Below are 26,072 nucleotides of genomic sequence, written 5' to 3' on the forward strand. Positions count from 1 at the left end.
CTCACCTGTCCCGGTCCTCCGGTGACTCCCTGAGCCACTCGCGGAGTTCCTCCCGCAGCGACCGCTGAAAGGTCGTCAGAAGGGCCTGCACGACCAGGGGTTGCATGTGTGCGGACAGCGACTTCACGTCCTGCGCGGCCCGTTGGGAGACCTCCCCGCGGAATACCTGCGACAACTCGTGGGCCGCCGCACGGGAATGCTCGATCAGCACGTTCCGGGACGCGAGGATCGCCTCCTGCGACACCGGTACGTCGAGCAGTCGTACGCCGAGCCGCAGCAGACCGGAGTCGACGCGGTACGAGGTCCCGTCGAGCCCGACCACGTCCATCGCGACGAGCCGCTCCACGTCCTCCTCGCTCAGCGCCCGGCCCGCCCGCCGCTCCAACTCGGCGCGGTCCAGGGTCTCCACCGTGTCCGGCGCCCACGACGCCACCACCGCACGATGGATCGCGAGATCGTGCGCGCTGAGGTCCGGCGGCAGTTGGGCCAGGTAGCGCTCGATCGCGGCCAGCGTCATGCCCTGGTGCTGCAACTCCTCGATCAACGCGAGCCGCGACAGGTGCTCCTGCCCGTAGTGCCCGACCCGCCGCGCCCCGATCACCGGCGGCGGGAGCAGCCCCTTGGTGCTGTAGAACCGGACGGTGCGGACCGTGGTACCGGCCCGCGCGGCCAACTCGTCGATCGTGAGCGTCGGCTCCTCGGTGTCGGTCTCGGTGTCGGTCGTCATATGCAGCAGTATCGCTGTCTCACCAGTGCTGTGAAACCACCGCAGGCCCGTTGTCAGTGGTGCCGTCTACGGTGAATGTCATGGGGGAGATCAACTATGTCCGGGGTGACGCGACCGTTCCGTCGGTCAAGGGCGTCAAGGTGATCGCGCATGTCTGCAACGACTTGGGGGGCTGGGGAAAGGGCTTCGTACTGGCGGTGTCGCGCCGCTGGCCGGAGCCGGAGAAGGCGTACCGGTCCTGGCACCGGGACCGCGCCGTCAACGACTTCGGGCTGGGCGCGATCCAGCTCGTCCAGGTCGAGCGCCATGTGTGGGTGGCCAACATGATCGGCCAGCGCGGTATACGCACGGGCAGCAAGGGCGTGCCCGTGCGCTACGAGGCGATCGACATGGCGCTGGGCCTGCTGGCCGACCGCGCGGCCGAGCTCGGCGCGTCCGTGCACCTGCCCCGCATCGGGTGCGGCCTCGCGGGCGGCAAGTGGTCGCGCGTCGAACCGCTGATCACCGAGCGGCTGGTGCGGCGGGGGATCGCGGTGACGGTGTACGACCACGGGGACTGAGCCGCCGCCCCAACTCCTGCCGGGCTGAAAGAGTTTGCGGAGTCTTGCGCAACTCCTTGCGGTGATCGCCGCCGCCTGTTTGACTCGCTGCTCGCATCCGACATGCAGAGCCATGAGGCTTTCGACGGGGAGAGCCATGAGCCGTGACATCGACGTCCTCGTCCTCGGCGGCGCAGGCGTCGACACCATCGTCCACGTCCCCGAACTGCCGCTTCCGTACGCCGACAGCTACATGATCGACCCCGGCATCCGCACCCGCGCCGGGCAGACCGGCGACTTCGTGGCCCTCGGCCTGACCACGCTGGGCCTGCGCACCCACCACCTCGACCTGCTTGGCGCCGACCCCGAGGGCGACTTGGTCCGCGCGCTGCACCGCGACCACGGCATCCCGCTCACCGAAGTCCCGCAGCCCGCCGGCACCAAGCGCGCGGTCAACCTCGTGGGCCCCGACGGCAGGCGCCTCTCCCTCTACGACGCGACCCGCGCCCATCCCGACGACCGCCTCCCGGAACCCACGGTCCGCGCCCTCGCCGAGGCGAGCCGCCACGCCCATGTCTCCATCACCCAGCCCTGCGCCCACGCCCTGCCGCTGCTCCGCGAGTCCGGCACGACGATCTCGACGGACCTGCACAACTGGGACGGCGAGAACCCGTACCAGGAGGAGTTCGCCCTCGCGGCGGACATCGTCTTCCTGTCCACCACCGCACTGACCGGCACCCCGGAACGCACGATGCGTGCGATCGCCGAGCGGGGCCGGGCCGAGCTGGTCGTCGCCACCGCCGGGGCGGAGGGCGCGTATCTGCTGGCCGACGACGAGGTGACCCACATCCCGACCACCACACCCCGCAGACCGGTCGTCGACTCCAACGGCGCGGGCGACGCCTTCGCCGCCGCCTTCCTCTTCGGCCGGTTGAACGGGGAGTCCCCGCAGCGGTGCGCCCGGTACGGCGCGGTCGCCGGGGCGTACGCGTGCACGGTGCCGTCGACGGAGGTCGATGCGATCGGCCGGGACGAACTCCTCCTGCAGGTCGGGGAGTTGGAGGCCTCGACGGTCGCCACCCCGCACTAGACCGTGGCCGACGAGCCGGTGGCGGATACGCTCGGCCCGGCTCCGTGCGCCGGTGGACGGCCGAGGTAGGCGTCCAGTGCGGCGGCGCCGGTGAGCAGGGCGCGCCCGCGGGCCGAGAGGCGGGCCTGCCAGTCGCGCAGCGTCGATGCGAGCGGCGCGACGCCTCCGGCGGAACGGACCTGGGCGATCAGCGGGGCGATCTGTTCGAGCAGGTGACCGCCCCGTCTGAGCTGGTGGACCAGGAGGGCGTCGCGTACGTCGACCGGGCCGTAGATCCGGTAGCCCGTGCGCGGGTCGCGGCGCGGCTGGACCAGACCGGCGCGCTCCCAGGCGCGCAGGGTGGCCGGGCGGATGCCGAGCCTTCGCGCCAGCGGGCCCACGAACGTGTCGCCGCGTTCCTCCGGTACGGGCCGGAGGTCGCGGAGCGCGGCCTCGACCGCCTGGAGGGTGCGGCGGTCGTCGAGAAGCTGTACGTGACTTTCGTCGATGAGCCGAAGCGCGTCCTCGACGGCGTCACGGTTGACCGCCTGCATGACCGCTGTCGCCGTCTGGTGGCCGTGTCCCGGCACGAGCGCGAGAAACGTGTGCAGGGCTTGAGCGTGCCGGGGCGTGTAGGTGCGGTAGCCGTGTGCGGAGCGTTCGGCGACCGGAAGGATCCCGGCCGCTTCGTAGTTGCGGACCGCCTGCGTCGACAGACCGTGCCCGCGCGCCAGGTCGACCGGCCTGAGCCGACCACTGCTTTGAAGGTTTCGCTTCACTGTCCTGCCGCTGTTCACCAAAAGTTTCAACCGTTGGTTCAACGATAGCGTTGAAGGTATGACTCCTGCTGTCACAGCTGCCGTCCACGCCGTCGACCCCGCTGCCGTCATGAGCTTGCTCCCGACCAGGCCACGGCTGCTCGCCCTGGGTGAGCCCACCCACGGCGAGGACGTTCTGCTCGACGTACGGAACGAGCTCTTCCGTCACCTCGTCGAGCAGGAGGGATACCGGACGATCGCCATCGAGAGCGACTGTCTGATGGGCCTGATCGTCGACGACCACGTCACCTCGGGCACCGGCACCCTCGACGAGGTCATGGAGCGCGGCTTCAGCCATGAGTGGGGCGCCTTCGCGGCCAACCGCGAACTGGTGCGCTGGATGCGCGCGTTCAACGAGGGCCGGCCCGAGTCCGAGCAGGTGCGGTTCGCCGGGTTCGACGGCCCGCTGGAGATCACCGCCGCCGCGAGCCCGCGGCAGGCCCTCACCGCACTCCACACCTACCTCACCGCAAGGGTCGACGACGCCCTCCTTCCCTGCACCGCGGAAACCCTCGGCGAACTGCTCGGCGCCGACGACCGGTGGACCGAACCCGCCGCTATGAGGGACCCGTCCCGGTCCGTGGGGCGGGCCCCCGAAGCCCGGCAACTCCGTCTGCTCGCCGATGACTTGGTGGCCCTGCTCGACACCCGGACACCACACCTGGTCGCCACGTCCACACCGGACGAGTGGCACCGGGCGCGCCTGTACGGACGTACCGCGGTCGGGCTGCTGCGCTACCACTCCGCGATGGCCGACCCATCACCGAGCCGCATGGCGCGACTGGTCGCCCTGCGGGACTCGATGATGGCCGCCAACCTGCTCGCCGCCGCCGAACGGAGCCCGACGCTGGTGAACGCCCACAACGGCCACCTTCAGCGGAACCGGAGCACGATGCGGATGGGCGGCCTGCCGCTGGAGTGGTGGAGCGCCGGTGCGATCGTCGCCGCCCGGATGGGCGAGGAGTACGCCTTCCTGGCCACGGCCCTCGGCACGATCCGCCACCAGGGGGTGGACACCCCGCCCCCGGACACCGTCGAGGGACTGCTGTACGCGCTCCCGCAGGAGCGCTGCCTGGTCGACGCCCGCCGACTGGCCACCGCGCTCGCCGACCCGACGCCCGTCCCTCGTGTGTCCCCTTGGTACGGCTACGCCCCGCTGGACCCCGCACACCTGGCCGGCATCGACGGGATCGTGTTCGTCAAGGACACGGCTTCCGGCAAGGGCGCCTGATGTCGACAGGTCTTAGTGCACGTCGTTCGTAGCCGCGATCTTCTTCCAGGACTTCGGCCGCACCGGGGCCACACCCGCCTTCGTGATCGACGCACTCCGCGCGGCCGGAGCCGCAGGCTTCGTCGGCTGGAACAACCACGTGTCGAAGAGTGCGGAAAGCGACTTCCCCGACACCTGCTCGGCGTAGGCCCGAAAGTCCGCGACAGACGCGTTGCCGTACGCGTGCTCCTTCGGCCACCCCTTCAGAACCGCGAAGAACGCGTCGTCACCGATCTCGTTCCGCAACGCCTGGATGGCCAGCGCACCCCGGTCGTAGACCGGCAGCTCGAACTGGTCCTCCGGACCGGGGTCACCCGGCGCGATCGTCCAGAACGCGTCGTCCGCCGGATGCGAGGCGTAGACGTAGTCGGCGAGTTGCTGCGCCGTGCCCTCGCCCTCGTGCTCGGACCACAGCCACTGCGCGTACCGCGCGAAGCCCTCGTTGATCCAGATGTCCTTCCAGCCCTTCAGCGACACGTCGTCGCCGTACCACTGGTGGGCCAACTCATGCACCACGACAGAGGTGTTGGCGCCGTTCGCGAACTGCTTCTGGCTGTAGTAGACGCGGGTCTGGGTCTCCAGCGCGTACCCGGTGGTCGTGTTCGGCACGTACCCGCCGGCCGTGCTGAAGGGATACGGACCGAAGTAGCCGCTCAGCCAGTCGACGATCTCCCCGGTGCGCTCGACGCTCGCCCGCGCCGCCCCGTCGTTGTCGCCGAGATCCTTGCTGTAGGCGTTGATGACGGGGACGCCGCCGTCCGAGGTGCTGGTCGTGATGTCGAACCTGCCGAGGGCGAGCGTGGCCAGATAGGTGGCCTGCGGCTTGTTCTGGCGCCAGTTGTAGCGGGTCCAGCCGAGTTGTGAACTCGTCGACTGGAGCGTGCCGTTGGAGATGGCCTGGGTGCCGTTCGGCACGGCCACCGACACGTCGTAGGTGGCCTTGTCGCTGGGGTGGTCGTTGCTCGGGAACCACCACCACGCCGACTCGGGCTCGTCCGCCGCGACCGCCCCGTCCGGCGTGCGGTGCCACGTGTTGAAGCCGTACGCGCTCTTCGTCGACGGCACCCCGCTGTAGCGGACCACGACCGTGATCGGCGTGCCCTTCGGCAGCGGGGTCTTCGGGGTGATCTCCAGCTCGTGCTGGCCCGAGGTCGCGAACGTCGCCGCAGCGCCGTTCACCCGCACCTCGCTCACATCCAGCAGGAAGTCGAGGTTGAAGCGGGACAGATCCTGCGTGGTCTTCGCCAGGATCGTCGCCGTGCCCGCCAACTCATCGGTGGTGGGCTGGTATTGAAGCCTGAGGTCGTAGTGCGAGACGTCGTATCCGCCATTGCCGTACGCCGGGTAGTAGGGGTCGCCGATGCCCGGAGCGCCGGGAGAGTAGCTTGCCGCCGACGCCGGGATCGCCAGCATGAGCGAGGCCGCCGCGAGTGCGCCCGGCGCGATGATTCTGCGGTGCACGAGAACTCCAAGTCGTAGGGCTCCACGAGAGGTTCGGAGAGCCGTGGGGGTCCACGAAGGTCGAAGAGCCGTAGGGGTCGGTTCACGAAGTCTGTACGGAGCCTATTCACCCCCTGTGGCCCCGCGCCTGTCCACGGCACCTCCTGTCACACGATCGCCATTCGGCCGTCATGACCCCCGTTGGGCCCCGAGTGCCTCTTCCAGCACGGGAGTTGACCGATGTACCGTCCGCGCATGCCGAAACGCACGCGCTTCACGATCTGGAGATCGCTCGCGACCGCGGGGATCACCGCCCTCCTGGCCGCCTTCCTCACCCCGACAGCGGCCCAGAGCGCCCCGCAGGAGAGCCAACCGGTCTACTCCTACGCGAAGGCCATCCGCGAGGCCGTCTGGGTGGACACCGGACTCGACGGCGACGGTGACGGAAAGACCGACCGGGTCGCCGTCGACATCGTCCGGCCGAGCGAACCCGCCCGCCAGGGCCGCAAAGTCCCCGTCATCATGGACGCCAGCCCCTACTACTCCTGCTGCGGCCGCGGCAACGAGAGCCAGCTGAAGACGTACGACGCGAGCGGCAACGTTGTCCAGATGCCGCTCTTCTACGACAACTACTTCGTGCCCCGCGGCTACGCCTTCGTCGGCGTCGACCTCGCCGGCACCAACCGCTCCGACGGCTGCGTCGACGTCGGCGGCCGCTCCGACGTCCAGTCCGCGAAGGCCGTCGTCGACTGGCTCAACGGACGCGCCAAGGCGTACACGACACGCACCGGAACCGCACGCACCCAAGCGAGTTGGACCAACGGCAAGACCGGAATGATCGGCAAGAGCTGGGACGGCACCATCGCCAACGGCGTCGCCGCCACCGGCGTGCAGGGCCTGAAGACGATCGTCCCGATCAGCGCCATCTCCTCCTGGTACGACTACTACTTCGCCAAGGGCGCCCCGCTCTACGACTCCGGCCCCGACTGGCTCTCCGGCTACGTCGACAGCCCGGACGCGCAGGCCAAGTGCGCCGCCGTCCAGCAGAAGATCGTCGACGGAGCCCCGCGCACCGGCGACTGGACGCCCTTCTGGACCGAACGCGACTACGTCAAGGACGCGAGCAAGGTCAAGGCCAGCGTCTTCCTCGTGCACGGCATGCAGGACCTCAACGTCCGCACGAAGAACTTCGGCCAGTGGTGGGACGCCCTCGCCAAGAACGGCGTCGAGCGCAAGATCTGGCTCTCCCAGACCGGCCACGTCGACCCCTTCGACTACCGTCGCGCCGACTTCGTGGACACCCTGCACCGCTGGTTCGACCACGAACTCCTCGGCTACGACAACGGAATCGACCGCCAGCCGATGGCCGACGTCGAACGCCACCCCGACCAGTGGGTCACGTCCGCGACCTGGCCGCCGAGCGGCGCCGCGACGACCACGCTCCACCCGGCGCAGGGCACCGAGGCGGGCGTTGGGACGCTCGGCCTCCGCACCGGCGCGGGCACCGAGACGTTCACGGACAACCCGCAGGAGAGCGAGACGGATTGGGCAGCCGCGATCGACGAGTCGACGGCGGACAAGGCAGGTTTCGTCACCGGGCCGCTCACGAAGGACCTGCGCCTGTCGGGCTCCTCGAAGGTGACGATCACTGCGACGCCCACGACCTCAACGGCCCATCTGTCGGCCGTACTTGTGGATGTCGGACCCGACATCATCCGGGACTACGCCGACTCCGCCGAGGGCATCACCACGCTCACGAACCGCACCTGCTGGGGCGAGAGCACGGCCGGTGACAGCGCCTGCTTCCTGGCAACCCAGGCCAAGACCAAGGCAGTCGACTACAACGTCGTCAGCCGCGGCTGGGCCGACCTCGGCAACTACGCCTCCGCCACGAAGGGCGTACCGCTCACCCCGGGCAAGGCCTACACCATCACCCTCGACCTGGCGGCGACCGACCACGTCGTCCCGGCCGGACACCGCCTCGCCCTGATCGTCGCGGGCACGGACAAGGACCTCATCGATCCGCCGTCCAGCACCCCGACCCTCACTCTGAACCTGTCGCGCACCTCGGCCCAACTCCCGCTCGTCGGGGGCGCGTCGGCGTTCGCGAAGGCCACGGCGGGCGCTACGACCACCAGCGCACCGGCGGCCACGACACTCGACGGCGTGCGCGCACCGAGCAGGGGCCAGCGGATGCCGTAAGGAGTACCCCGTCCCGGCCCCTCGTCGATGCCGACGTCGGCGGACCCGACACCCTCCCGGTGAAAGTGTGACACTTTAAGGGAAAGTGTCACACTTTCACCGGGCACCCTCCCCGCTCCCGACCAACAGCGCGACCCCTCACCTCGCGCCCGCCTCCACCAGCCCCGCAGCCTCCCGCGCACACCCCCACGCCACAGTGATCCCCGCCCCGCCGTGACCGTAGTTGTGCACCAACACCCGCCCGTCCCGCAGCACTTCACGCTCCAGCCGGACCGAGGGCCGCGCGGGCCGCAAGCCCACCCGGTGTTCCAGTACGCGCGCCATGGCGATCTCCGGCCGGATCGCCGCGCAGCGGGCAATGATCGCCTCGGCCACTGCCGGATCGGGCGTCATCGACCAGGCGTCCTCCTCGGCCGTGCCGCCCAGGATCAGCCCGCCCGGCTGCGGGAAGAAGTACGTGGACGTGTCCGCCGAGTGGCCGACGGACGTCAGCCAGGTCGTGATCCCCGGGTTCTCCACGACGACCAACTGCCCGCGCACCGGCCGCACCGAGCGATCGGGCACGAGGTCCAGGGAGTCCAGCCCCGTGCAGTTGACCACGACGGCCGCCGGCACCTCCGTCAGATCCACCACGGACTGCTCCTCGACGGTCCCGCCCAGCTCCAGGAACCGCCCCCGCAGCCACGGCAGATGGGTCGGCATGTCGATCAGCGGCAACCGCGCCCACAGCCCGCCGCCCGCGTACTCCTCGGCCAGCGCCGGCCGCAGACCCGGCACCCGGGCCGCCCACGGCCCCAGCTCGTCCAGCTGCGTCTCGCCCTGTACACCCTCGACCATGCGTACGCCCGTCTCCTCGGGCCGCGCCGCCAACTCCTCGTACACCGCGAGCGATTGGAGCGCCCACTCACCGACGAGCGCCTCCGGCTCGATCCGGTACGGCCACCACAGCGCGCCCGCGACCGCCGAGGTCGTCAGCTCGACAGGCTCCCGCGTCCACACCCGCACCCGGGCACCGCGCTCCGCCAGCACCACGGCCGTCGTCAACCCGATGACGCCCCCGCCGACCACGATCACATCGCCGTTCACACCGGTCTCCATGCGCGGACGGTAGCGGAATACGCCATGCCGTGCTCACATCGCCCTCGCGCTGGGGATACTCACAGCATGTCTGCCGAATACGCGGCCTTCGGCCTGGCACCGGCGATGCGTGCCGGTGAAGTCCTCGCGGACGGCGGCTACCAGGTGCACCGCGACTTCGTCGACTTCATCGTCGACGGCCGCCCGCTGCTGTTCCAGCTCACCGACCTGGACGCCGTCTCCCCGCTCGCCTCCGACGTCCCGCCCGCGATCTTCACCGCCCAGGTCCGCAGCCTCCTCCTGGAGACGGACGCCCCACTGGAGGGCGGTCGCTACGTCATCTACGGCTGCCCCGAGTGCGAGGACCTCGCCTGTGGTGCCGTCACCGCCGTCATCCAGCGGGACGGCACCGACTTCATCTGGCGCGACTTCGCCTGGCAGACCGACGAACACGCCGACCTGGAGCGCAACGGCTACCACGGCATAGGGCCCTTCCGCTTCGCCGGAGCCGAGTACCGCGCGGCCCTCGACTCCCTCATCGACGGCACCGAGCCCCCGGTCGCCAAACGCCGGGTCCTGCTGATCGGCGCCCGCGTCGCCGTCCTGAACAAGCTCGCCGCCGCGCTGCGCGCCATCGGCATCGGCGCCGACATCACCGGCGACGCGACCCACGTCCCCGCCGACGAACTGCGTGGCTACGGCGCCGTGGCCTTCGGCCGGGCCGTCACTCAGGCCGAACGGGCCGCCGTACAGGCCGCGTTCGACCGCGCGGGCGTCGATGTCGCGTACGTCGACGGCCTCGCCCCCATCGTCCCGCTCCTCGTCGCCCAGATCGAACACGCCCTGGACCGCCGCCCCGCCGAGCAGCACCGCCTGACTCGCCTGGTCGCCGCCGACGGCGAGGCGGGCATCGAGGTCACCTCGCCGTGCCGGGTGCGCGTCACGGCGTACCGTCTCGACCGCCTCTACCGCAGCCACACGCGGGACGTCTTCGACGGCGTCCTGGAACCCGGCAGCCACCGCATCGCGCTGGACGCGAAGGCGGTCAGGGGCGAGTCCTTCGTCGTGGCCCGCACCACGGGGAGTGTGCTGGTGGAGGCGATGGCCCGCTGAAAACCGTGGCGCGAGCGGGGGAAATCCGCGGCGCGGACGGCGAAGGGGACCGATTAGGATCGACGGTCTGATGACTGCCACTCTCGTCGCCAAGAATCTCGCCGCCGGACACGGCGACCGCGCCCTGTTCACCGGGCTCGACCTCGTCGTCGCCCCCGGCGATGTGATCGGCCTTGTCGGTGCCAACGGCGCGGGCAAGTCCACCCTGCTCCGCATGCTCGCCGGCCTGCTCGCACCGGAAGGGGGCGAGTTGCGCCTCTCCCCGCCGACAGCGACCGTAGGACATCTCCCGCAGGAGCCGGAGCGGCGCCCGGGCGAGAGCGTGCGCGAGTTCCTGGCCCGCCGCACGGGAGTCGCCGAGGCGCAACGCACGATGGACGAGGCCACCCAGGCTCTGGTGGACGGCGCACCCGGCGCCGACGACGCGTACTCGTCGAGCCTGGAACGCTGGCTCGACCTCGGCGGCGCGGACCTCGACGAACGGGCCGAGGAGATCGCCGACTCCCTGGGCCTGGCGATCGACCTCGACCAGCCGATGACGTCCCTGTCCGGCGGCCAGGCGGCGAGAGCGGGCCTGGCTTCTCTGTTGCTCTCCCGCTACGACGTCTTTCTCCTCGACGAGCCCACCAACGACCTGGACCTCGACGGCCTGGAGCGCCTCGAACGCTTCGTCTCCGGCCTGCGCGCCGGCACGGTCGTCGTGTCGCACGACCGCGAGTTCCTCACCCGCACGGTCACCAAGGTCCTCGAACTCGACCTGGCCCAGAACCAGATCAACCTCTACGGCGGCGGCTACGAGGCGTACCTGGAGGAGCGGGACGTGGCACGTCGGCACGCCCGCGACGACTTCGAGGAGTACGCCGACAAGCGCTCCGCGCTCCAGGACCGTGCGCAGATGCAGCGCGGCTGGATGGACAAGGGCGTCAAGAACGCCCGCCGCAAGGCGAACAACGACAACGACAAGATCGGCCGCAAGTTCCGCAGCGAGGCGAGCGAGAAGCAGGCGGCGAAGGCGCGGCAGACGCAGCGGATGATCGAACGTCTCGATGTCGTCGACGAGCCCCGCAAGGAGTGGGAGCTGCGGATGGAGATCGCGTCCGCGCCGCGCTCCGGCTCGGTCGTCGCGACACTGCGGGACGCGGAGGTACGGCGCGGCGACTTCAGCTTCGGACCGGTGTCCCTCCAGATCGACTGGGCGGACCGGGTCGCGGTGACCGGCGCGAACGGAGCGGGCAAGTCGACGCTGCTCGGCGCGCTGCTCGGCCGTATCCCGTTGGACGCGGGACATGCGGCGCTCGGCTCGGGTGTCCTGGTGGGCGAGGTCGATCAGGCCCGGCAGTTGTTCCACGGTACGGAGTCCCTGCTCGACGCGTTCTGCGCGGCCGTGCCGGACACGGAGCCGGCCGAAGTCCGCACACTGCTGGCCAAGTTCGGGCTCAAGGCACACCACGTGATGCGTCCGGCGGGGACGCTGTCACCGGGTGAGCGCACGCGCTCTGCGCTGGCGCTGCTTCAGGGGCGCGGGGTGAATCTCCTCGTCCTGGACGAGCCTACGAACCACCTCGACCTGCCTGCCATCGAGCAACTGGAGTCGGCACTGGACGCCTACGAGGGCACGCTGCTGTTGGTGACCCATGATCGGCGGATGCTGGATGCGGTTCAGGTGACTCGGCGGTTGGAGGTGGCGGACGGGAAGGTGACGGAACAGCGGTGACGTCCGGTTGTTCGTTCACTGCGGGTTCGTCGTGGCTGGTCGCGCAGTTCCCCGCGCCCCTTAAGGGGCGCGGTTCGCACCGGAGTTGAGGCGCTCGGCCTCCTTTGCGGCCTGCTCTACCCGGTCCCGATGTTGCGCCCACCAACTCGCGTCGCCCGGAGCCATATTCGTTCCCCCGGCCCGTTGCCCCACCGTCCCGTCGATGATTTCCCGTACGACGTCGGCGTGGCCGGCGTGCCGGGATGTCTCGTACGTCATGTGGACGAGGGTGCGGTGCAGGGTCAGTTGGGCGCCGCCTTCACCGGGCATGCGGCCGACCGCGTCCAGGGGGAGTGCCTCGATCGTCGCGTCCGAGTGCGCGCAGATCCGCCGATAGTCGCCGACGATCTGCTCGCGTGTCTCGTCCGGGGTCGCCCACAGATCCGCGTTCGGCTCGGCGTCCCCCGCGATCCACAACGCCGGCCCGTCGACCGGTCGCCCGAACACCGTCCCGAAGTAGAACGCCTCGACCCCGGCAAGATGCTTGACCAGCCCCAGCAGCGCGTCACGCGAGTCCTGCAGAAAGACGCGCAGGTCGGCTTTGTAGTCCGGTGAGATCATGCCCCCAGTCTGTCGGCGAGACGATCCACGTCCACCAATTTCCGCCGCCCAGCCTCCACACCCCAGGGGCGCGGGGAACTGCGCGACCAGCCACAACGGACCCGCAGCTTCCCCACAACCTGATCGGCGAAGCCGTCAGCGCTTGCCCTTCTTACCCGGGTCCAGCAACCCCGCCTTCCGCAGAGCATCAGCCATCGCACTGTTGCCCGGCGGCGGAGCCGCCTGCCGCGATCCACCACCCTGACCGCCCTGCCGCTGCTGCTGGCGCTGCTGCGGCGGACGCCCACCGCCCTGCTGCCGACGCTCGCCACCCCCACCCTGCTGTCGCCGCTCCCCGCCGGAGGCCACCGCCTCGTCGTCGAGCCGCAACGTCAGCGAGATCCGCTTCCGGGGGATGTCCACGTCGAGGACCTTCACCTTGACGATGTCACCCGGCTTCACCACGTCCCGCGGGTCCTTGACGAACGTCTTCGACAGGGCGGAGACATGCGCCAGACCGTCCTGGTGGACCCCGATGTCGATGAACGCCCCGAACGCGGCGACGTTGGTGACGACGCCCTCCAGAACCATCCCGGGGGCGAGGTCGGAGATCTTCTCGACGCCGTCCTTGAACGTGGCCGTCTTGAACGCGGGCCGCGGGTCGCGCCCCGGCTTCTCCAGCTCCTTGAGGATGTCGGTCACCGTCGGCAGACCGAACGTCTCGTCCACGAACTCCGTCGGCTTCAACGAGCGCAGCACGGACGTGTTGCCGATCAGCGAGGCCACCTCACTGCCCGCCGTCTTCACCATCCGCCGCACCACGGGATACGCCTCGGGGTGCACGCTGGACGAGTCGAGCGGGTCGTCGCCACCCCGGATGCGCAGGAAGCCCGCGCACTGCTCGTACGCCTTCGGGCCCAGCCGCGCCACGTTCTTGAGCTGCGTACGCGATTTGAAGGGACCGTTGGCGTCGCGGTGCGACACGATGTTCTCCGCGAGGCCGGAGGTGATGCCGGAGACGCGGGAAAGCAGCGGCGCGGAGGCCGTGTTGACGTCGACACCGACGCCGTTCACACAGTCCTCGACCACCGCGTCCAGCGAACGGGACAGCTTCACCTCGGACAGGTCGTGCTGGTACTGGCCGACACCGATCGACTTGGGGTCGATCTTCACCAACTCGGCAAGGGGGTCCTGGAGTCGGCGCGCGATGGAGACGGCGCCGCGCAACGACACGTCCATGTCGGGCAGTTCGGCAGAGGCGAACGCGGACGCCGAGTACACGGACGCGCCGGCCTCGGACACCATCACCTTGGTGAGGTTCAACTCCGGGTGCTTGGTGATGAGTTCACCGGCGAGCTTGTCGGTCTCGCGGGACGCCGTGCCGTTGCCGATCGCGATCAGTTCGACCGAGTGCTGCGCGGCGAGGCGGGCCAGCTTGGCGAGGGCGTCGTCCCACTTGTTGGCCGGGACGTGCGGGTAGATCACGTCCGTGGCGACGACCTTGCCGGTCGCGTCGACGACGGCGACCTTCACACCCGTACGGAAACCGGGGTCGAGGCCCAGCGTCGAGCGGGTGCCGGCCGGTGCGGCGAGCAGCAGGTCCCGCAGGTTCGAGGCGAAGACGTTGACGGCCTCGTCCTCGGCCGCCGTACGCAGCCGCAGCCGCAGGTCGATGCCGAGGTGCACGAGAATGCGGGTGCGCCAGGCCCAGCGGACCGTGTCCTGAAGCCACTTGTCGCCGGGACGGCCCCGGTCGAGGATCTGGAAGCGGTGGGCGACCATCCCCTCGTAGGAGGAAGGCCCCTCGGTGTCCTCCTCGGGCTCCAGGACGAGGTCGAGGACGTCCTCCTTCTCGCCGCGCAGCATCGCGAGGATGCGGTGTGAGGGCAGCGCGGTGAACGGCTCCGAGAAGTCGAAGTAGTCGGCGAACTTGGCGCCCGCCTCCTCCTTGCCGTCGCGCACCTTCGCGGCGAGGCGCCCGCGCCCCCACATCCGCTCGCGCAGCTCGCCGATCAGGTCGGCGTCCTCCGAGAACCGCTCGGTGAGGATCGCCCGGGCGCCGTCGAGCGCGGCCTGCGGATCGGCGACACCCTTGTCGGCGTCGACGAACGCGGCGGCCGCGGCCAGCGGTTCCACGGACGGGTCGCCCAACAGGCCCTCCGCGAGCGGCTCCAGGCCGGCCTCGCGCGCGATCTGGGCCTTCGTCCGCCGCTTGGGCTTGTAGGGCAGATAGATGTCCTCAAGGCGCGCCTTGGTCTCGGCGGCCCGGATCTGCGCCTCCAGCTCCTCGGTGAGCTTGCCCTGCTCGCGCACCGATTCGAGGATCGCGGTCCGCCGCTCCTCCAACTCCCGCAGATAGCGCAGCCGTTCCTCGAGCGTGCGCAGCTGCGCGTCGTCGAGCATCTCGGTCGCTTCCTTGCGGTAGCGGGCGATGAAGGGCACCGTCGAACCGCCGTCGAGCAGCTCGACGGCAGCCTTCACCTGCCGCTCCCGTACGCCGAGCTCCTCGGCGATCCTGCCTTCGATGGACCCTACGAGGGGTGTCGTCACGCCCGTACCGCCTTCTCCACTGAGGTTGCGCGGCAATTGTGGCAGGTGACACCGACAACCGGGGATCAGGGCGCTGTCCTGCGGGTCCGCCGGCTACCGCTTCCCGAGCAGATTCCGCGGAAACGCCCCGGCCGCGAGCGCGAGCCGCGCGAACCCGGTCCCCAGCTCGGTCAGACGTACGACCCCTTCGGCGCCCAGGTGCTCGTACGGTGCCCGGTCCAGCCGGTCCGTCTCCGCCTCGATCTCGGCGCGCAGCGCGACGCCCGCCTCCGTCAGCTCGCCGTCCCCGTCGAGCAGCCCGCGCTCCCGCAGTCGCCCCGAAGCGGCGTCCCACTCCTCCTGGTTCCACCCGCGCGTGCCGAACACCCACTTCGGGCTCATGCCCTTGCCGGTCGCGGTGTGGGTGACCACGGCCTCCAGGCCGTCGAGCCCGGCGGACATCAGGACGGCCAGGTGACCGTCACCCCGGTGCTCGCGCAGCAGCGTGGCCGCGTGGAAGTAGGCCAGGTGCGGCTCCTCGGGGACCGGCAGATCGGCGTGGGCGGCGTACAGCGGCCGGGCGGGGCGCGCACACGCCTCGGCGGCCCGCAGCGCCAGCCGCGCCGCCTCCGCCATCTCCTCCGACTCCACCACGGCATCGTCCAACAGGCGCCGCAGGGTCGCGTCGACGGCACGCGTGCGTGCGTGCAGGACCTGCTCCGGGGAGGCGATCTCCCACACGGCGGGCACATGCCGGGCCACGAGGTCGTACTTGTAGTTGTAGAAGGTCGCCGTCACCGTGCCGGGCCCGACCGGCCCCATCGCCGCCGCCCGCACGGCGAAGTTGATGGCCTGGGAGTCCTTGACCCCGAGGGCCGTCAGTTCCCTCCCCAGGTCGGGGGAGAAGTAGAGCGTGGAGTGCAGGGAGTTGAGCGCGTTGTAGCAGCGGCGTCCGGCACGGGGATCGACGGCGGCAGTAGTCATGACGGTCACGTTACCGACTGGTTGGTACGGGCTCCAGGGGTGGGCGTCGGATGGGCGGGAAAGGCGGGGTGCCGTCATTGCGGTGATCGTGCGCAGCGAACAGCCGCTTCATCCTGAACCAGCAGAAGAAGCCCCTTACGCAGTCCAGGTGAAGTGCGGCGCCCGGCGCTCCAGGAACGCGGTGACGCCCTCCGCGGTGTCACCGCTGCCGCGCATCTGCTCGGCCCAGTAACCGCCCCTGTCCGTACGGCCGTTGGCGAACTCCTTCGCCGCGGCCTGCGTCAACTGTGAGCGGGAGACCAGGACCCGGGTGAACTCCGCGACCCGCTTGGCGAGTTCGCCCTCGGGCAGCAGTTCGTCGAGGAAACCGGTGCGCAGCGCCCGCTCCGCGTCGATCAACTCACCGGAGAACAGCAGGTACTTGGCGGCACCCGGCCCCACCAGCGACACCAATCGCCTGGTCGCGGACGCCGGATACACGATCCCGAGCTTCGCCGGAGTCACCCCGAACAGCGCGCCCTCCTCCGCGAACCGCAGATCACAGGCCGCCGCCAACTGCGCCCCGCCGCCCACACAATGACCCCGGATCGCCGCCAGCGTCGGCTTTGGGAACGCGGCCAGCGCCTCCTCCGCGCGCACCGCGAGCCCCTGCGCCTCATCCGCCGACTCCCGCAGCGTGGAGATGTCGGCCCCGGCACAGAACGTCCCGCCCTCGCCGGTCAGCACGAGCGCCCGTACGCCCGGATCGGCGGCCAGGGTGTCGAGCAGTGGCGGCAGTGCGCGCCACATCTCGGCGGTCATCGCGTTGCGCTTGCCGGGGTGGTGGACGGTGACGGTGGCGACCGCGTCGGTGACGCCGTGCAGCAGGCGGGGCTCCATGCGCCGGATGCTACGGACAAGCCGAAGTGTTCGCGAAGTCGGCACCAGGGGAACAGGGGCGATCCCACTGTCGACCGGGCCGTGCGGCAACGATCGGAAAGCGTCCGATAACTGCTGACTTCTGTTCAGTCGTCCGGGGTGGCGCGGGTCGTTGCCAACACTCGTGGTGTGGTGACAATCGAGCGCAAGGGTGGCGACCGGACGATGGAGAACCACGGGCGTGGGTCAGGCCCACGCCCAGAAGGCGGCAGGGACGATCCCCCGGATCCCCTCCCGGCCCCTGCCCCGCCGGATCCGCTGCCGTACGAGGGAGTCTGGCGGTTCACCGCCTCCGCCGTCGACGCCTCCGTCCCGCAGGCGCGACACGCCGTACGGGACCTGCTCTTCCGGCAGGGCGTGCCCCTGTCGGACGACCTGCTGCAGGGGCTGTTGCTGATCGTCTCCGAGCTGGTCACCAACGTGGTCCGGCACGCGGTGCTGCTGTCGCCGACCCTCGCCGTGGAGATCGCCGTGGGTGCCGAGTGGGTGCGGGTGTCCGTCGAGGACAACCACCCCTACCGCCCGACCGCCCTGGTGGCCGACCACGACGAGACCGGCGGCCGGGGCCTGCTCCTGGTGCGCGAGGTGACCCGGGAGGCGGGCGGCGTCTGCGATGTCGAGCACACGGCGAGCGGCGGCAAGGTGATCTGGGCCGCCCTGCCGCTCAAGCCCGCGCAGGTGCCGTAGCGGAGGAGGTCACCAGCCTGCGGACGGGCCCGTCAGCTCCCTGACCGCCGGACGGGCCGCGTCCAGCACCGTCATGAACCAGGACGAGAAGGTGTCCTTCGCGTGCCGCTCCGTCAGCTCGGCGGGGGTCACGAACGCGGTCGTGCCCACCTCCTCCGGGTCCGGCCGCAGCGGGGACTGCACCATGCCGACGAAGAGGTGGTTGTACTCCTGCTCCACCAGGCCCGAGTCCGGGTCCGGGTGGTTGTAGCGCACCGTGCCCGCCTCGGCGAGCAGCGACGGGGAGACCCCCAGCTCCTCGTACGTCCGCCGGGCCGCCGCAGCGAAGGGCGCCTCGCCGGGGTAGGGGTGACCGCAGCAGGTGTTGGACCACACACCGGGGGAGTGGTACTTGCCGAGCGCCCGCTGCTGGAGCAGCAGTCGGCCCTGCTCGTCGAAGAGGAAGACGGAGAAGGCGCGGTGCAACTGCCCCGGCGGCTGATGGGCGGCGAGCTTCTCCGCGGTACCGATCGTCACGCCGTTCTCGTCGACCAGTTCGAGCAAGATCGCTTCAGCGGTGCCGTTCGACGAGCTGTGCGTCGCGGTGGCAGGTGTGATCGGCATACCCATCCTTCACTTCGGTCTACGGGCCAAGTCTGCCGTACGAATCCGGCACTCCCGGCAGTTCATCGTGCCCGGCGCGGCGACGGCGGAACCGCCCGGGGGTGGGGTCGCGCGAGTGTGGACATGAGTGTGCGCCGGACGGTTGCGTTCCGTCCGACCTGGTCGGTTTCCCTCAGATTCCGTCGGCTTCCGTCAGCCGTCCCGGCTTCCGGCAGTCGTCGGTCCTCAGTCCTCAGTCCTCAGTGACAGAGCTTCGCCTCGTGCTCCGCGTGACCGCGGGGCTCCAGCTGGAAGGTGCAGTGCTCGACGTCGAAGTGGTCGCCGAGGCAGCCCTGGAGTTCGTGGAGCATCTTCTCGTTGCCGATGGCGTTGAGCACGTCCGTGCGGACGACCACGTGCGCGGAGAGCACCGGCATGCCCGAGGTGATCGTCCAGGCGTGCAGATCGTGGACGTCCTCGACCCCGTCCAGGCCCAGGATGTGGGCGCGCACGTCCTGCATGTCGACGTCCTTGGGGGCCGACTCCAGCAGTACCTCCAGGGTCTCGCGCAGCAGCTTCAGGGTGCGCGGCACGATCATCAGGCCGATGGCGAGCGAGGCGATCGGGTCGGCCGCCTGCCAGCCCGTGGTCAGGATCACCACGGCCGCGATGATCACCGCCAGGGAGCCCAGCGCGTCCGCGGCCACCTCCAGGAACGCGCCCCGCACGTTCAGGCTCTCCTTCTGGCCGCGCACCAGCAGCGTGAGGGAGATCATGTTCGCGACCAGGCCGATCAGACCGAACACGATGGTCAGCCCGCCCTCGGTGTCGGCCGGCGTGACGAACCGCTGGATCGCCTCGTACAGGACGTAGCCGCCGACGCCGAGCAGCAGCAGACAGTTGGCGAGCGCGGCGAGGATCTCCGCGCGGGCGTAGCCGAAGGTGCGGTTGCCGGTCGCCGGGCGGTTCGCGAAGCTGATCGCGAGCAGTGCCATGCCGAGGCCCAGCGCGTCCGTCGCCATGTGGGCCGCGTCCGCGATGAGCGCGAGGGAGTCCGCGAGCAGTCCGCCGACGACCTCGACCACCATCACGGTGATCGTGATCCCCAGCGCGACCCGCAGCCTGCCCCGGTACGCGGCCGCAGCCGTGCCGGTGACGGGAGCGCCGTGCGAGTGCCCGTGGTCGTGCCCTGCCCCCATGAAACGCCGCCCTCCTGATGACTACCCGGAACCCCAGTGAACTACGGGTGGGGGGTATCGGGCAACGCGGCACTGAACACCGTTGTCATGTGCCCTGACCTGCGCAAACAAATCGCAGGTCAGGGCAGCCTAAGTTCACCGGATGTGGTGCAGTCGCCACCCCTGCCACGCCGACTCGACCATCTCCCGCACCCCGCGCCGAGCCGTCCACCCCAGCTCCACGGCGGCCCGCTCGGCGGAGGCCACCGCGCGCGGCGCGTCCCCGGGGCGCCGTGCCTCGACCACGGCCGGCCGCCGGTCCCCGGTGACCTCGCCGATCACCGTGACCAGCTCACGGACCGAAACCCCTTGCCCGCGGCCGATGTTGACCGTCAGATCGCCGCTCGCGTTACCGTCGGACAGCCGCCGGGCCGCCGACAGGTGCGCCTCGGCGAGGTCGGCGACATGAATGTAGTCGCGGATGCAGGTGCCGTCCGGGGTCGGATAGTCGTCGCCGAAGATCCGCGGGGCCTCGTCGCGGGTGAGCCGGTCGAAGACCATGGGGACGATGTTGAAGACCCCGGTGTCGGCCAGCTCCGGCGCCGCCGCGCCTGCCACGTTGAAGTAGCGCAGGCACACGGTGTCGATGCCGTGCGCCGCGCCCGCCGCCCGGACCAGCCACTCGCCGGTGAGCTTGGTCTCGCCGTACGGGTTCACCGGCGCGCACGGGGTGTCCTCCGTGATCAGGTCGACGCCCGGATCGCCGTAGACCGCAGCCGAGGACGAGAACACGAACCGTTCGATGCCCGCGCCGGCGACCGCGTCCAGGAGGGTCGCGAGGCCGCCCACGTTCTCCCGGTAGTAGTACGTCGGCTGCGCCACGGACTCGGCGACCTGCTTGCGCGCCGCGAGGTGCACGACCCCCGTCACCCCGTGCTCGGCGAACACCCGCTTCAGCAGGTCGCCGTCGAGTGCGGAGCCGTTGACGAGCGGGACGTCCGCCGGGAGGCGCGCGGGGTTTCCCGCCGAGAGGTCGTCGAGGGCGACGACACGCTCTCCGGCGTCCGCCATCGCCCGTGCCACATGGGCCCCGATGTATCCGGCTCCGCCGGTGATCAGCCAGGTCATGGGCATTCACCCTATGTCGATGCGGAGAGGGCCTCCGCAATGTCCCGCGATGCCCGGTCTGACGGGTGCGGTTTGTCGGGCGGGCCCCGAATCCCCGATGATGATCTCGGCGGAGGCGCCTGCAGACCGTGTTGATCAGCCCATGAACGGCCGGTGAACACGGGCTTGAGAGCATCCGATAGCCTCTGCCGACATGCCGCCCGGGTGCCACCCGAAGGGCGCCACCACCATGTACATGACCGGCGCCCGAGCGCCGGACCCAGGGAGTGAGTTCGGTTGCCGACCGCCATCCTCACCGGTCAGCCGGTCCCCGGATCGTCGATCGAGACCGATCTGCGGTCGCTCGGCTTCGATGTCCGGACCGCCGCCGACACCACCGAGGCGGAGACGCTCCTCGCGGCGGTCCCCGGTGACCAGCGGGTCGCCGTCGTGGACGCCCGCTTCGTGGGCCACCCGCACGCCCTGCGCCTGGGCCTCACCGACCCCCGCTTCCCGCTCGCCGCAGTACCGGGCGCGGTCACCGCGCAGCCGGCCGGCCGCCAGGCGCTGACCCGCGCGGTCGCCCGCGAACACTCGGCCGGCGGCGGCACGACCCTCCTCGACAACCTCGCCGACCGCGTCGTCACCGCCCTGGACACCGACGGCTGCGACGTGCACCGCCCCGAGCTGGGCAGCCTCGTCGCCACCGTCCCCACCGACCCGCAGGCCCGCAACGAGGCACGGCAGGCCGTCGTCGCCGTCGACGACGAGGCCGTACGGCTGAAGTCGGCCGTGAAGTCCCGCGACGGCTTCTTCACCACCCACTTCATCAGCCCGTACTCCCGCTACATCGCGCGCTGGTGCGCCCGCCGCGGCCTCACCCCGAACCAGGTCACCACCGCCTCGCTGCTCACCGCCCTGATCGCGGCGGGCTGCGCGGCCACCGGCACCCGCGCCGGATACGTCGCGGCCGGCGTCCTGCTCCTCTGCTCCTTCGTCCTCGACTGCGTCGACGGACAGATCGCCCGCTACGCCCTCCAGTACTCCACGCTCGGCGCCTGGCTGGACGCCACCTTCGACCGCGCCAAGGAGTACGCCTACTACGCCGGCCTCGCGCTGGGCGCGGCCCGCGGCGGCGACGACGTGTGGGCGCTCGCGCTCGGCGCGATGATCCTGCAGACCTGCCGGCACGTCGTGGACTTCTCCTTCAACGAGGCCAACCACGACGCCACCGCCAACACCAGCCCCACCGCCGCCCTCTCCGACAAGCTCGACAGCGTCGGCTGGACGGTCTGGCTGCGCCGGATGATAGTGCTGCCCATCGGCGAACGATGGGCGATGATCGCCGTCCTCACGGCCGCGACGACCCCCCGCATCACCTTCTACGCCCTCCTCGTCGGCTGCGCCTTCGCGGCGACGTACACCACGGCGGGCCGGGTGCTGCGCTCGCTGACGCGGAAGGCGACGCGGACGGACCGGGCGGCGCGGGCGCTGGCGGATCTGGCGGACAGCGGGCCGCTGACCGAACTGCTGGTGCGCCCGGGGAAGACGTACGCGCGCGTGGCGGTCGTCGCTGCCGCCCTCGGTGCCGTCCTGGTGACGGGTTCGGCGCTTCTCTGGGGTGCCGGTTGGCAGAACGTCGTGTGTGCCGTCGTCTACGTCCTCTTCTCCGCGGCGGCTGTCGGCCGCCCCCTCAAGGGCACCCTCGACTGGCTGGTCCCCCCGCTCTTCCGGGCGGCGGAATACTGCACCGTCCTCATCCTCGCGGCTAAAGCGGAGGTAAACGGAGCACTTCCGGCGGCTTTCGGCCTGGTGGCCGCCGTCGCCTACCATCACTACGACACGGTGTACCGCATCCGCGGCAACGCCGGGGCGTCCCCGGCCTGGCTGGTGCGCGCCATCGGGGGGCACGAGGGGCGGACGCTGCTCGTCACCGTTCTCGCCGCCGTACTCACCGCGTCGCAGTTCACGGTCGCGCTCACGGTCCTCGCCGTGGCCGTGGCCCTGCTGGTGCTCGTCGAGAGCATCCGGTTCTGGGTGTCCGCAGGGGCGCCCGCCGTACACGATGAAGGAGAACCCGCATGATCGGCCTCGTGCTGGCGGCCGGCGCCGGACGGCGTCTGCGCCCCTACACCGACAGCCTTCCCAAGGCTCTGGTGCCGGTGGGGCCCGCGGGCATAGAGGGCGAACCGACGGTCCTGGACCTCACCCTCGGCAACTTCGCCGAGATCGGTCTGACCGAGGTCGCGATCATCGTCGGCTACCGCAAGGAAGCCGTGTACGAGCGCAAGGCGGCCCTTGAGGCGAAGTACGGCCTCAAGCTCACCCTCATCGACAACGACAAGGCCGAGGAGTGGAACAACGCCTACTCCCTGTGGTGCGGACGTGACGCCCTCAAGGACGGCGTGATCCTCGCCAACGGCGACACCGTCCACCCGGTCTCCGTCGAGCACACGCTGCTCGCGGCCCGTGGCGAGGGCAAGAAGATCATCCTCGCGCTGGACACCGTCAAGTCCCTCGCGGACGAGGAGATGAAGGTCGTCGTCGACCCCGCCAAGGGCATGACGAAGATCACCAAGCTGATGGACCCCGCCGAGGCCACCGGCGAGTACATCGGCGTCACCCTCATCGAGGGCGACGCCATGGCCGAGCTGGCCGACGCGCTCAAGACCGTGTGGGAGACCGACCCGCAGCAGTTCTACGAGCACGGCTACCAGGAACTGGTGAACCGCGGCTTCCGGATCGACGTGGCCCCGATCGGCGACGTCAAGTGGGTCGAGATCGACAACCACGAAGATCTGGCCAAGGGACGTGAGATCGCGTGCCTGTACTGACCCGGCTGATCCCCTCGCCCGTCGTCGTGGACATCCGCCCGGGTGCCCTCGACGACCTGGCCGGCGTCCTCGCCGACGAACGCATCTCGCACTCGGGCAAGCTCGCGATCGCCGTCAGCGGCGGCTCCGGTGCCCGGCTGCGCGCCCGCCTGGAGCCGAGCCTGCCCGGCGCCACCTGGTACGAGGTCGGCGGCGGCACCCTCGACGACGCGATCCAGCTGGCCGGCGACATGAAGGCCGGTCACTACGACGCGGTCGTGGGCCTCGGCGGCGGCAAGATCATCGACTGCGCCAAGTTCGCCGCGGCACGCATCGGCCTGCCCCTGGTCGCCGTACCGACGAACCTCGCGCACGACGGCCTGTGTTCGCCGGTCGCCACCCTCGACAACGACGCGGGCCGCGGCTCCTACGGCGTGCCCAACCCGATCGCGGTCGTCATCGACCTGGACGTGATCCGCGAAGCGCCGGTCCGCTTCGTGCGGGCGGGCATCGGGGACGCGATCTCCAACATCTCCGCGATCGCGGACTGGGAGCTCGCCAACCGCGTCAAGGGCGAGAAGATCGACGGTCTCGCCGCGGCCATGGCCCGGCAGGCGGGCGAGGCCGTGCTGCGGCACCCGGGTGGGGTCGGCGACAACGCCTTCCTCCAGGTGCTCGCCGAGGCACTGGTCCTCACCGGTATCGCCATGTCGATCTCCGGTGACTCCCGCCCGGCCTCCGGCGCCTGCCACGAGATCAACCACGCCTTCGACCTGCTCTTCCCCAAACGCGCGGCCGCCCACGGCGAGCAGTGCGGACTGGGCGCGGCCTTCGCGATGTACCTGCGCGGAGCCCACGAGGAATCGGCGTACATGGCCGAGGTACTGCGTCGGCACGGACTGCCCGTGCTGCCGGAGGAGATCGGCTTCACCGTGGACGAGTTCGTCCGCGCCGTGGAGTTCGCTCCGGAGACCCGCCCCGGCCGCTACACCATCCTCGAACACCTCGACCTGAAAACCGACCAGATCAAGGACATCTACGCCGACTATGTCAAGGCCATCGGTAGCTGAACTCCGTCCCGTCGTCCACCCCGCAGGGGTGAAGGACCGGCGCAGCGGTGAGCACTGGATGGGACGCCTCTACATGCGTGAGGTGTCCCTGCGGGTGGACCGCTACCTGGTGAACACCAGGGTCTCGCCCAACCAGCTCACCTATCTGATGACCGTCTTCGGCGTGCTCGCCGCCCCGGCGCTGCTGGTGCCGGGGATCACGGGCGCCGTCCTCGGCGTGGTGTGCGTCCAGATGTATCTGCTGCTGGACTGCGTCGACGGCGAGATCGCCCGCTGGCGCAAGCAGTACTCCCTTGCCGGGGTCTACCTCGACCGGGTCGGCGCCTATCTCACCGACGCCGCCGTGCTCGTCGGCTTCGGGCTGCGCGCCGCCGACCTGTTCGGCAGCGGGCGTATCGACTGGCTGTGGGCCTTCCTCGGGACGCTGGCCGCGCTCGGCGCGATCCTCATCAAGGCCGAGACCGACCTGGTCGGGGTCGCCCGCCACCAGACCGGCAAGGCACCGGTCCAGGAGTCCGCCGCCGAGATGCGGTCCTCCGGGATGGCGCTGGCCCGCCGGGCCGCCGCCGCCTTCAAGTTCCACCGGCTCATCCTCGGCATCGAGGCGTCCCTGCTGATCCTGGTCCTGGCGATCGTGGACCAGATGCGCGGCGACCTGTTCTACTCACGGCTCGGCGTCGCCGTCCTCGCCGGCATCGCGCTGCTCCAGACCCTGCTGCACCTGGTGTCGATCCTCGCGTCGAGCAGGCTGAAGTGAACGGCATGAAGGTCGGCGCGGTGATCATCACCATGGGCAACCGCCCCGATGAACTACGGGCGTTGCTCGACTCGGTCGCCAAGCAGGACGGCGACCGGGTCGAGGCGGTCGTCGTCGGCAACGGCTCGCCCGTCCCGGACGTCCCCGCGGGCGTCCGGACCGTCGAACTGCCCGAGAACCTGGGCATCCCCGGCGGCCGCAACATCGGCCTGGACGCCTTCGGCCCGGGCGGTCGCGATGTCGACATAGTGATGTTCCTCGACGACGACGGGCTCCTCGCCCAGCACGACACCGCCGAGCTGTGCCGGCAGGCCTTCGCCGCCGACCCCGAACTCGGCATCATCAGCTTCCGCATCGCCGACCCGGAGACCGGTGTCACCCAGCGCCGCCACGTCCCGCGACTGCGGGCCTCCGACCCGATGCGCTCCTCCCGGGTCACCACCTTCCTCGGCGGCGCCAACGCCGTGCGCACGAAGGTCTTCGCCGAGGTCGGCGGACTCCCGGACGAGTTCTTCTACGCCCACGAGGAGACCGACCTCGCCTGGCGGGCCCTGGACGCGGGCTGGATGATCGACTACCGGTCGGACATGGTCCTGTACCACCCGACGACCGCCCCCTCGCGGCACGCGGTCTACCACCGCATGGTCGCCCGCAACCGGGTCTGGCTGGCCCGCCGCAACCTCCCCGCGCCCCTCGTCCCGGTCTACCTCGGGGTATGGCTGCTGCTCACCCTCCTGCGCCGGCCCTCGCGCCCGGCCCTGCAAGCCTGGTTCGGCGGCTTCAAGGAGGGCTGGACCACTCCGTGCGGACCGCGCCGGCCCATGCGGTGGCGTACGGTGTGGCGCCTGACGCGACTGGGCCGTCCTCCGGTCATCTGACAGGCTCGGGACGCGCGGCCG

General features: G+C 70.5%; 23 protein-coding genes. 12 read left to right on the forward strand and 11 right to left on the reverse strand.

What is annotated here, in order from left to right:
• Position 1 precedes the first annotated feature (1 nt).
• Positions 2–727 carry a MerR family transcriptional regulator gene (locus OG588_RS42735; RefSeq protein ID WP_405951942.1) on the reverse strand — a complete coding sequence of 242 codons (726 nt, stop codon included), beginning with the start codon at positions 725–727 and terminating at the stop codon, positions 2–4.
• An 80-nt stretch (positions 728–807) separates the two neighbouring features.
• Between OG588_RS42735 and OG588_RS42740 the strand changes: the two genes are divergently transcribed.
• Entirely contained in the window at positions 808–1,287 is a 480-nt protein-coding gene (locus OG588_RS42740) for a macro domain-containing protein (RefSeq protein WP_405951943.1), read from the forward strand.
• 136 nt (positions 1,288–1,423) lie between these two features.
• Complete coding sequence (locus OG588_RS42745) at positions 1,424–2,356, forward strand: PfkB family carbohydrate kinase (RefSeq protein WP_405951944.1); 933 nt, start codon at positions 1,424–1,426, stop codon at positions 2,354–2,356.
• On the opposite strand, the gene OG588_RS42750 is transcribed toward OG588_RS42745, so the two are convergent.
• Complete coding sequence (locus OG588_RS42750; protein WP_405951945.1) at positions 2,353–3,114, reverse strand: TioE family transcriptional regulator; 762 nt, start codon at positions 3,112–3,114, stop codon at positions 2,353–2,355. The genes OG588_RS42745 and OG588_RS42750 overlap by 4 nt on opposite strands.
• A 58-nt stretch (positions 3,115–3,172) precedes the next feature.
• On the opposite strand from OG588_RS42750, the gene OG588_RS42755 reads away from it, so the two are divergent.
• Complete coding sequence (locus OG588_RS42755; RefSeq protein ID WP_405951946.1) at positions 3,173–4,384, forward strand: erythromycin esterase family protein; 1,212 nt, start codon at positions 3,173–3,175, stop codon at positions 4,382–4,384.
• 12 nt (positions 4,385–4,396) lie between these two features.
• Here the strand turns inward: OG588_RS42755 and OG588_RS42760 are convergent, their stop codons facing one another.
• Positions 4,397–5,884, reverse strand: a complete 1,488-nt coding sequence (locus OG588_RS42760; protein ID WP_405951947.1) for a M1 family metallopeptidase — start codon at positions 5,882–5,884, stop codon at positions 4,397–4,399.
• 234 nt (positions 5,885–6,118) lie between these two features.
• Here OG588_RS42760 and OG588_RS42765 point away from each other — a divergent pair, with 234 nt between their 5' ends.
• Positions 6,119–8,065 carry a Xaa-Pro dipeptidyl-peptidase gene (locus tag OG588_RS42765; RefSeq protein WP_405951948.1) on the forward strand — a complete coding sequence of 649 codons (1,947 nt, stop codon included), beginning with the start codon at positions 6,119–6,121 and terminating at the stop codon, positions 8,063–8,065.
• A gap of 138 nt (positions 8,066–8,203) precedes the next feature.
• Here the strand turns inward: OG588_RS42765 and OG588_RS42770 are convergent, their stop codons facing one another.
• On the reverse strand, positions 8,204–9,163 hold the full coding sequence (locus OG588_RS42770) for an FAD-dependent oxidoreductase (protein ID WP_405951949.1): 960 nt from the start codon (positions 9,161–9,163) through the stop codon (positions 8,204–8,206).
• Between the two features lie 66 nt (positions 9,164–9,229).
• Here OG588_RS42770 and OG588_RS42775 point away from each other — a divergent pair, with 66 nt between their 5' ends.
• Positions 9,230–10,255 carry an oxidoreductase gene (locus OG588_RS42775; RefSeq protein ID WP_405951950.1) on the forward strand — a complete coding sequence of 342 codons (1,026 nt, stop codon included), beginning with the start codon at positions 9,230–9,232 and terminating at the stop codon, positions 10,253–10,255.
• 70 nt (positions 10,256–10,325) lie between these two features.
• Entirely contained in the window at positions 10,326–11,969 is a 1,644-nt protein-coding gene (locus tag OG588_RS42780) for an ABC-F family ATP-binding cassette domain-containing protein (RefSeq protein WP_405951951.1), read from the forward strand.
• 60 nt (positions 11,970–12,029) lie between these two features.
• Here OG588_RS42780 and OG588_RS42785 read toward each other — a convergent pair whose 3' ends face one another.
• The 4 genes from OG588_RS42785 to OG588_RS42800 form a co-directional block, all read right to left on the reverse strand.
• A complete protein-coding gene (locus tag OG588_RS42785) occupies positions 12,030–12,569 on the reverse strand; it encodes a DinB family protein (protein WP_405951952.1) in 540 nt (179 codons plus the stop codon).
• Positions 12,570–12,704: 135 nt separating this feature from the next.
• On the reverse strand, positions 12,705–15,098 hold the full coding sequence (locus OG588_RS42790; protein ID WP_405951953.1) for a Tex family protein: 2,394 nt from the start codon (positions 15,096–15,098) through the stop codon (positions 12,705–12,707).
• A 93-nt stretch (positions 15,099–15,191) separates the two neighbouring features.
• The gene (locus OG588_RS42795; RefSeq protein ID WP_405951954.1) at positions 15,192–16,061 is read right to left on the reverse strand and encodes an SCO6745 family protein; all 870 of its coding nucleotides are present in this window, start codon (positions 16,059–16,061) and stop codon (positions 15,192–15,194) included.
• 135 nt (positions 16,062–16,196) lie between these two features.
• Positions 16,197–16,940, reverse strand: coding sequence for an enoyl-CoA hydratase/isomerase family protein (locus tag OG588_RS42800; protein WP_405951955.1), 744 nt, complete (start codon positions 16,938–16,940; stop codon positions 16,197–16,199).
• A 204-nt stretch (positions 16,941–17,144) separates the two neighbouring features.
• On the opposite strand from OG588_RS42800, the gene OG588_RS42805 reads away from it, so the two are divergent.
• Positions 17,145–17,666 (forward strand): ATP-binding protein, encoded by a 522-nt coding sequence (locus tag OG588_RS42805; protein WP_405953353.1) that lies wholly within the window; start codon positions 17,145–17,147, stop codon positions 17,664–17,666.
• A gap of 9 nt (positions 17,667–17,675) precedes the next feature.
• Here OG588_RS42805 and idi read toward each other — a convergent pair whose 3' ends face one another.
• The 3 genes from idi to galE form a co-directional block, all read right to left on the reverse strand.
• Positions 17,676–18,269 carry an isopentenyl-diphosphate Delta-isomerase gene (gene idi, locus OG588_RS42810; RefSeq protein ID WP_019058845.1) on the reverse strand — a complete coding sequence of 198 codons (594 nt, stop codon included), beginning with the start codon at positions 18,267–18,269 and terminating at the stop codon, positions 17,676–17,678.
• Positions 18,270–18,508: 239 nt separating this feature from the next.
• A complete protein-coding gene (locus tag OG588_RS42815) occupies positions 18,509–19,447 on the reverse strand; it encodes a cation diffusion facilitator family transporter (protein WP_405951956.1) in 939 nt (312 codons plus the stop codon).
• A gap of 135 nt (positions 19,448–19,582) precedes the next feature.
• A complete protein-coding gene (gene galE / locus OG588_RS42820) occupies positions 19,583–20,554 on the reverse strand; it encodes a UDP-glucose 4-epimerase GalE (RefSeq protein ID WP_405951957.1) in 972 nt (323 codons plus the stop codon).
• Positions 20,555–20,830: 276 nt separating this feature from the next.
• Between galE and OG588_RS42825 the strand changes: the two genes are divergently transcribed.
• The 5 genes from OG588_RS42825 to OG588_RS42845 are packed head-to-tail and all read left to right on the forward strand — an operon-like array spanning position 20,831 to position 26,051.
• Positions 20,831–22,618 (forward strand): DUF5941 domain-containing protein, encoded by a 1,788-nt coding sequence (locus OG588_RS42825; protein WP_405951958.1) that lies wholly within the window; start codon positions 20,831–20,833, stop codon positions 22,616–22,618.
• On the forward strand, positions 22,615–23,367 hold the full coding sequence (locus OG588_RS42830; RefSeq protein ID WP_405951959.1) for a sugar phosphate nucleotidyltransferase: 753 nt from the start codon (positions 22,615–22,617) through the stop codon (positions 23,365–23,367). Before OG588_RS42825 ends, OG588_RS42830 begins: the two co-directional genes overlap by 4 nt.
• Positions 23,355–24,416 carry an iron-containing alcohol dehydrogenase family protein gene (locus OG588_RS42835; protein ID WP_405951960.1) on the forward strand — a complete coding sequence of 354 codons (1,062 nt, stop codon included), beginning with the start codon at positions 23,355–23,357 and terminating at the stop codon, positions 24,414–24,416. The genes OG588_RS42830 and OG588_RS42835 overlap by 13 nt, the downstream gene beginning before the upstream one ends.
• The gene (locus tag OG588_RS42840) at positions 24,394–25,173 is read left to right on the forward strand and encodes a CDP-alcohol phosphatidyltransferase family protein (protein WP_266864573.1); all 780 of its coding nucleotides are present in this window, start codon (positions 24,394–24,396) and stop codon (positions 25,171–25,173) included. The genes OG588_RS42835 and OG588_RS42840 overlap by 23 nt, the downstream gene beginning before the upstream one ends.
• A 5-nt stretch (positions 25,174–25,178) precedes the next feature.
• The gene (locus tag OG588_RS42845; RefSeq protein WP_043258397.1) at positions 25,179–26,051 is read left to right on the forward strand and encodes a glycosyltransferase family 2 protein; all 873 of its coding nucleotides are present in this window, start codon (positions 25,179–25,181) and stop codon (positions 26,049–26,051) included.
• The last annotated feature ends 21 nt before the right edge of the window (positions 26,052–26,072 follow it).

Source organism: Streptomyces prunicolor (genome assembly GCF_045162825.1).
GTDB lineage: Bacteria > Actinomycetota > Actinomycetes > Streptomycetales > Streptomycetaceae > Streptomyces > Streptomyces prunicolor.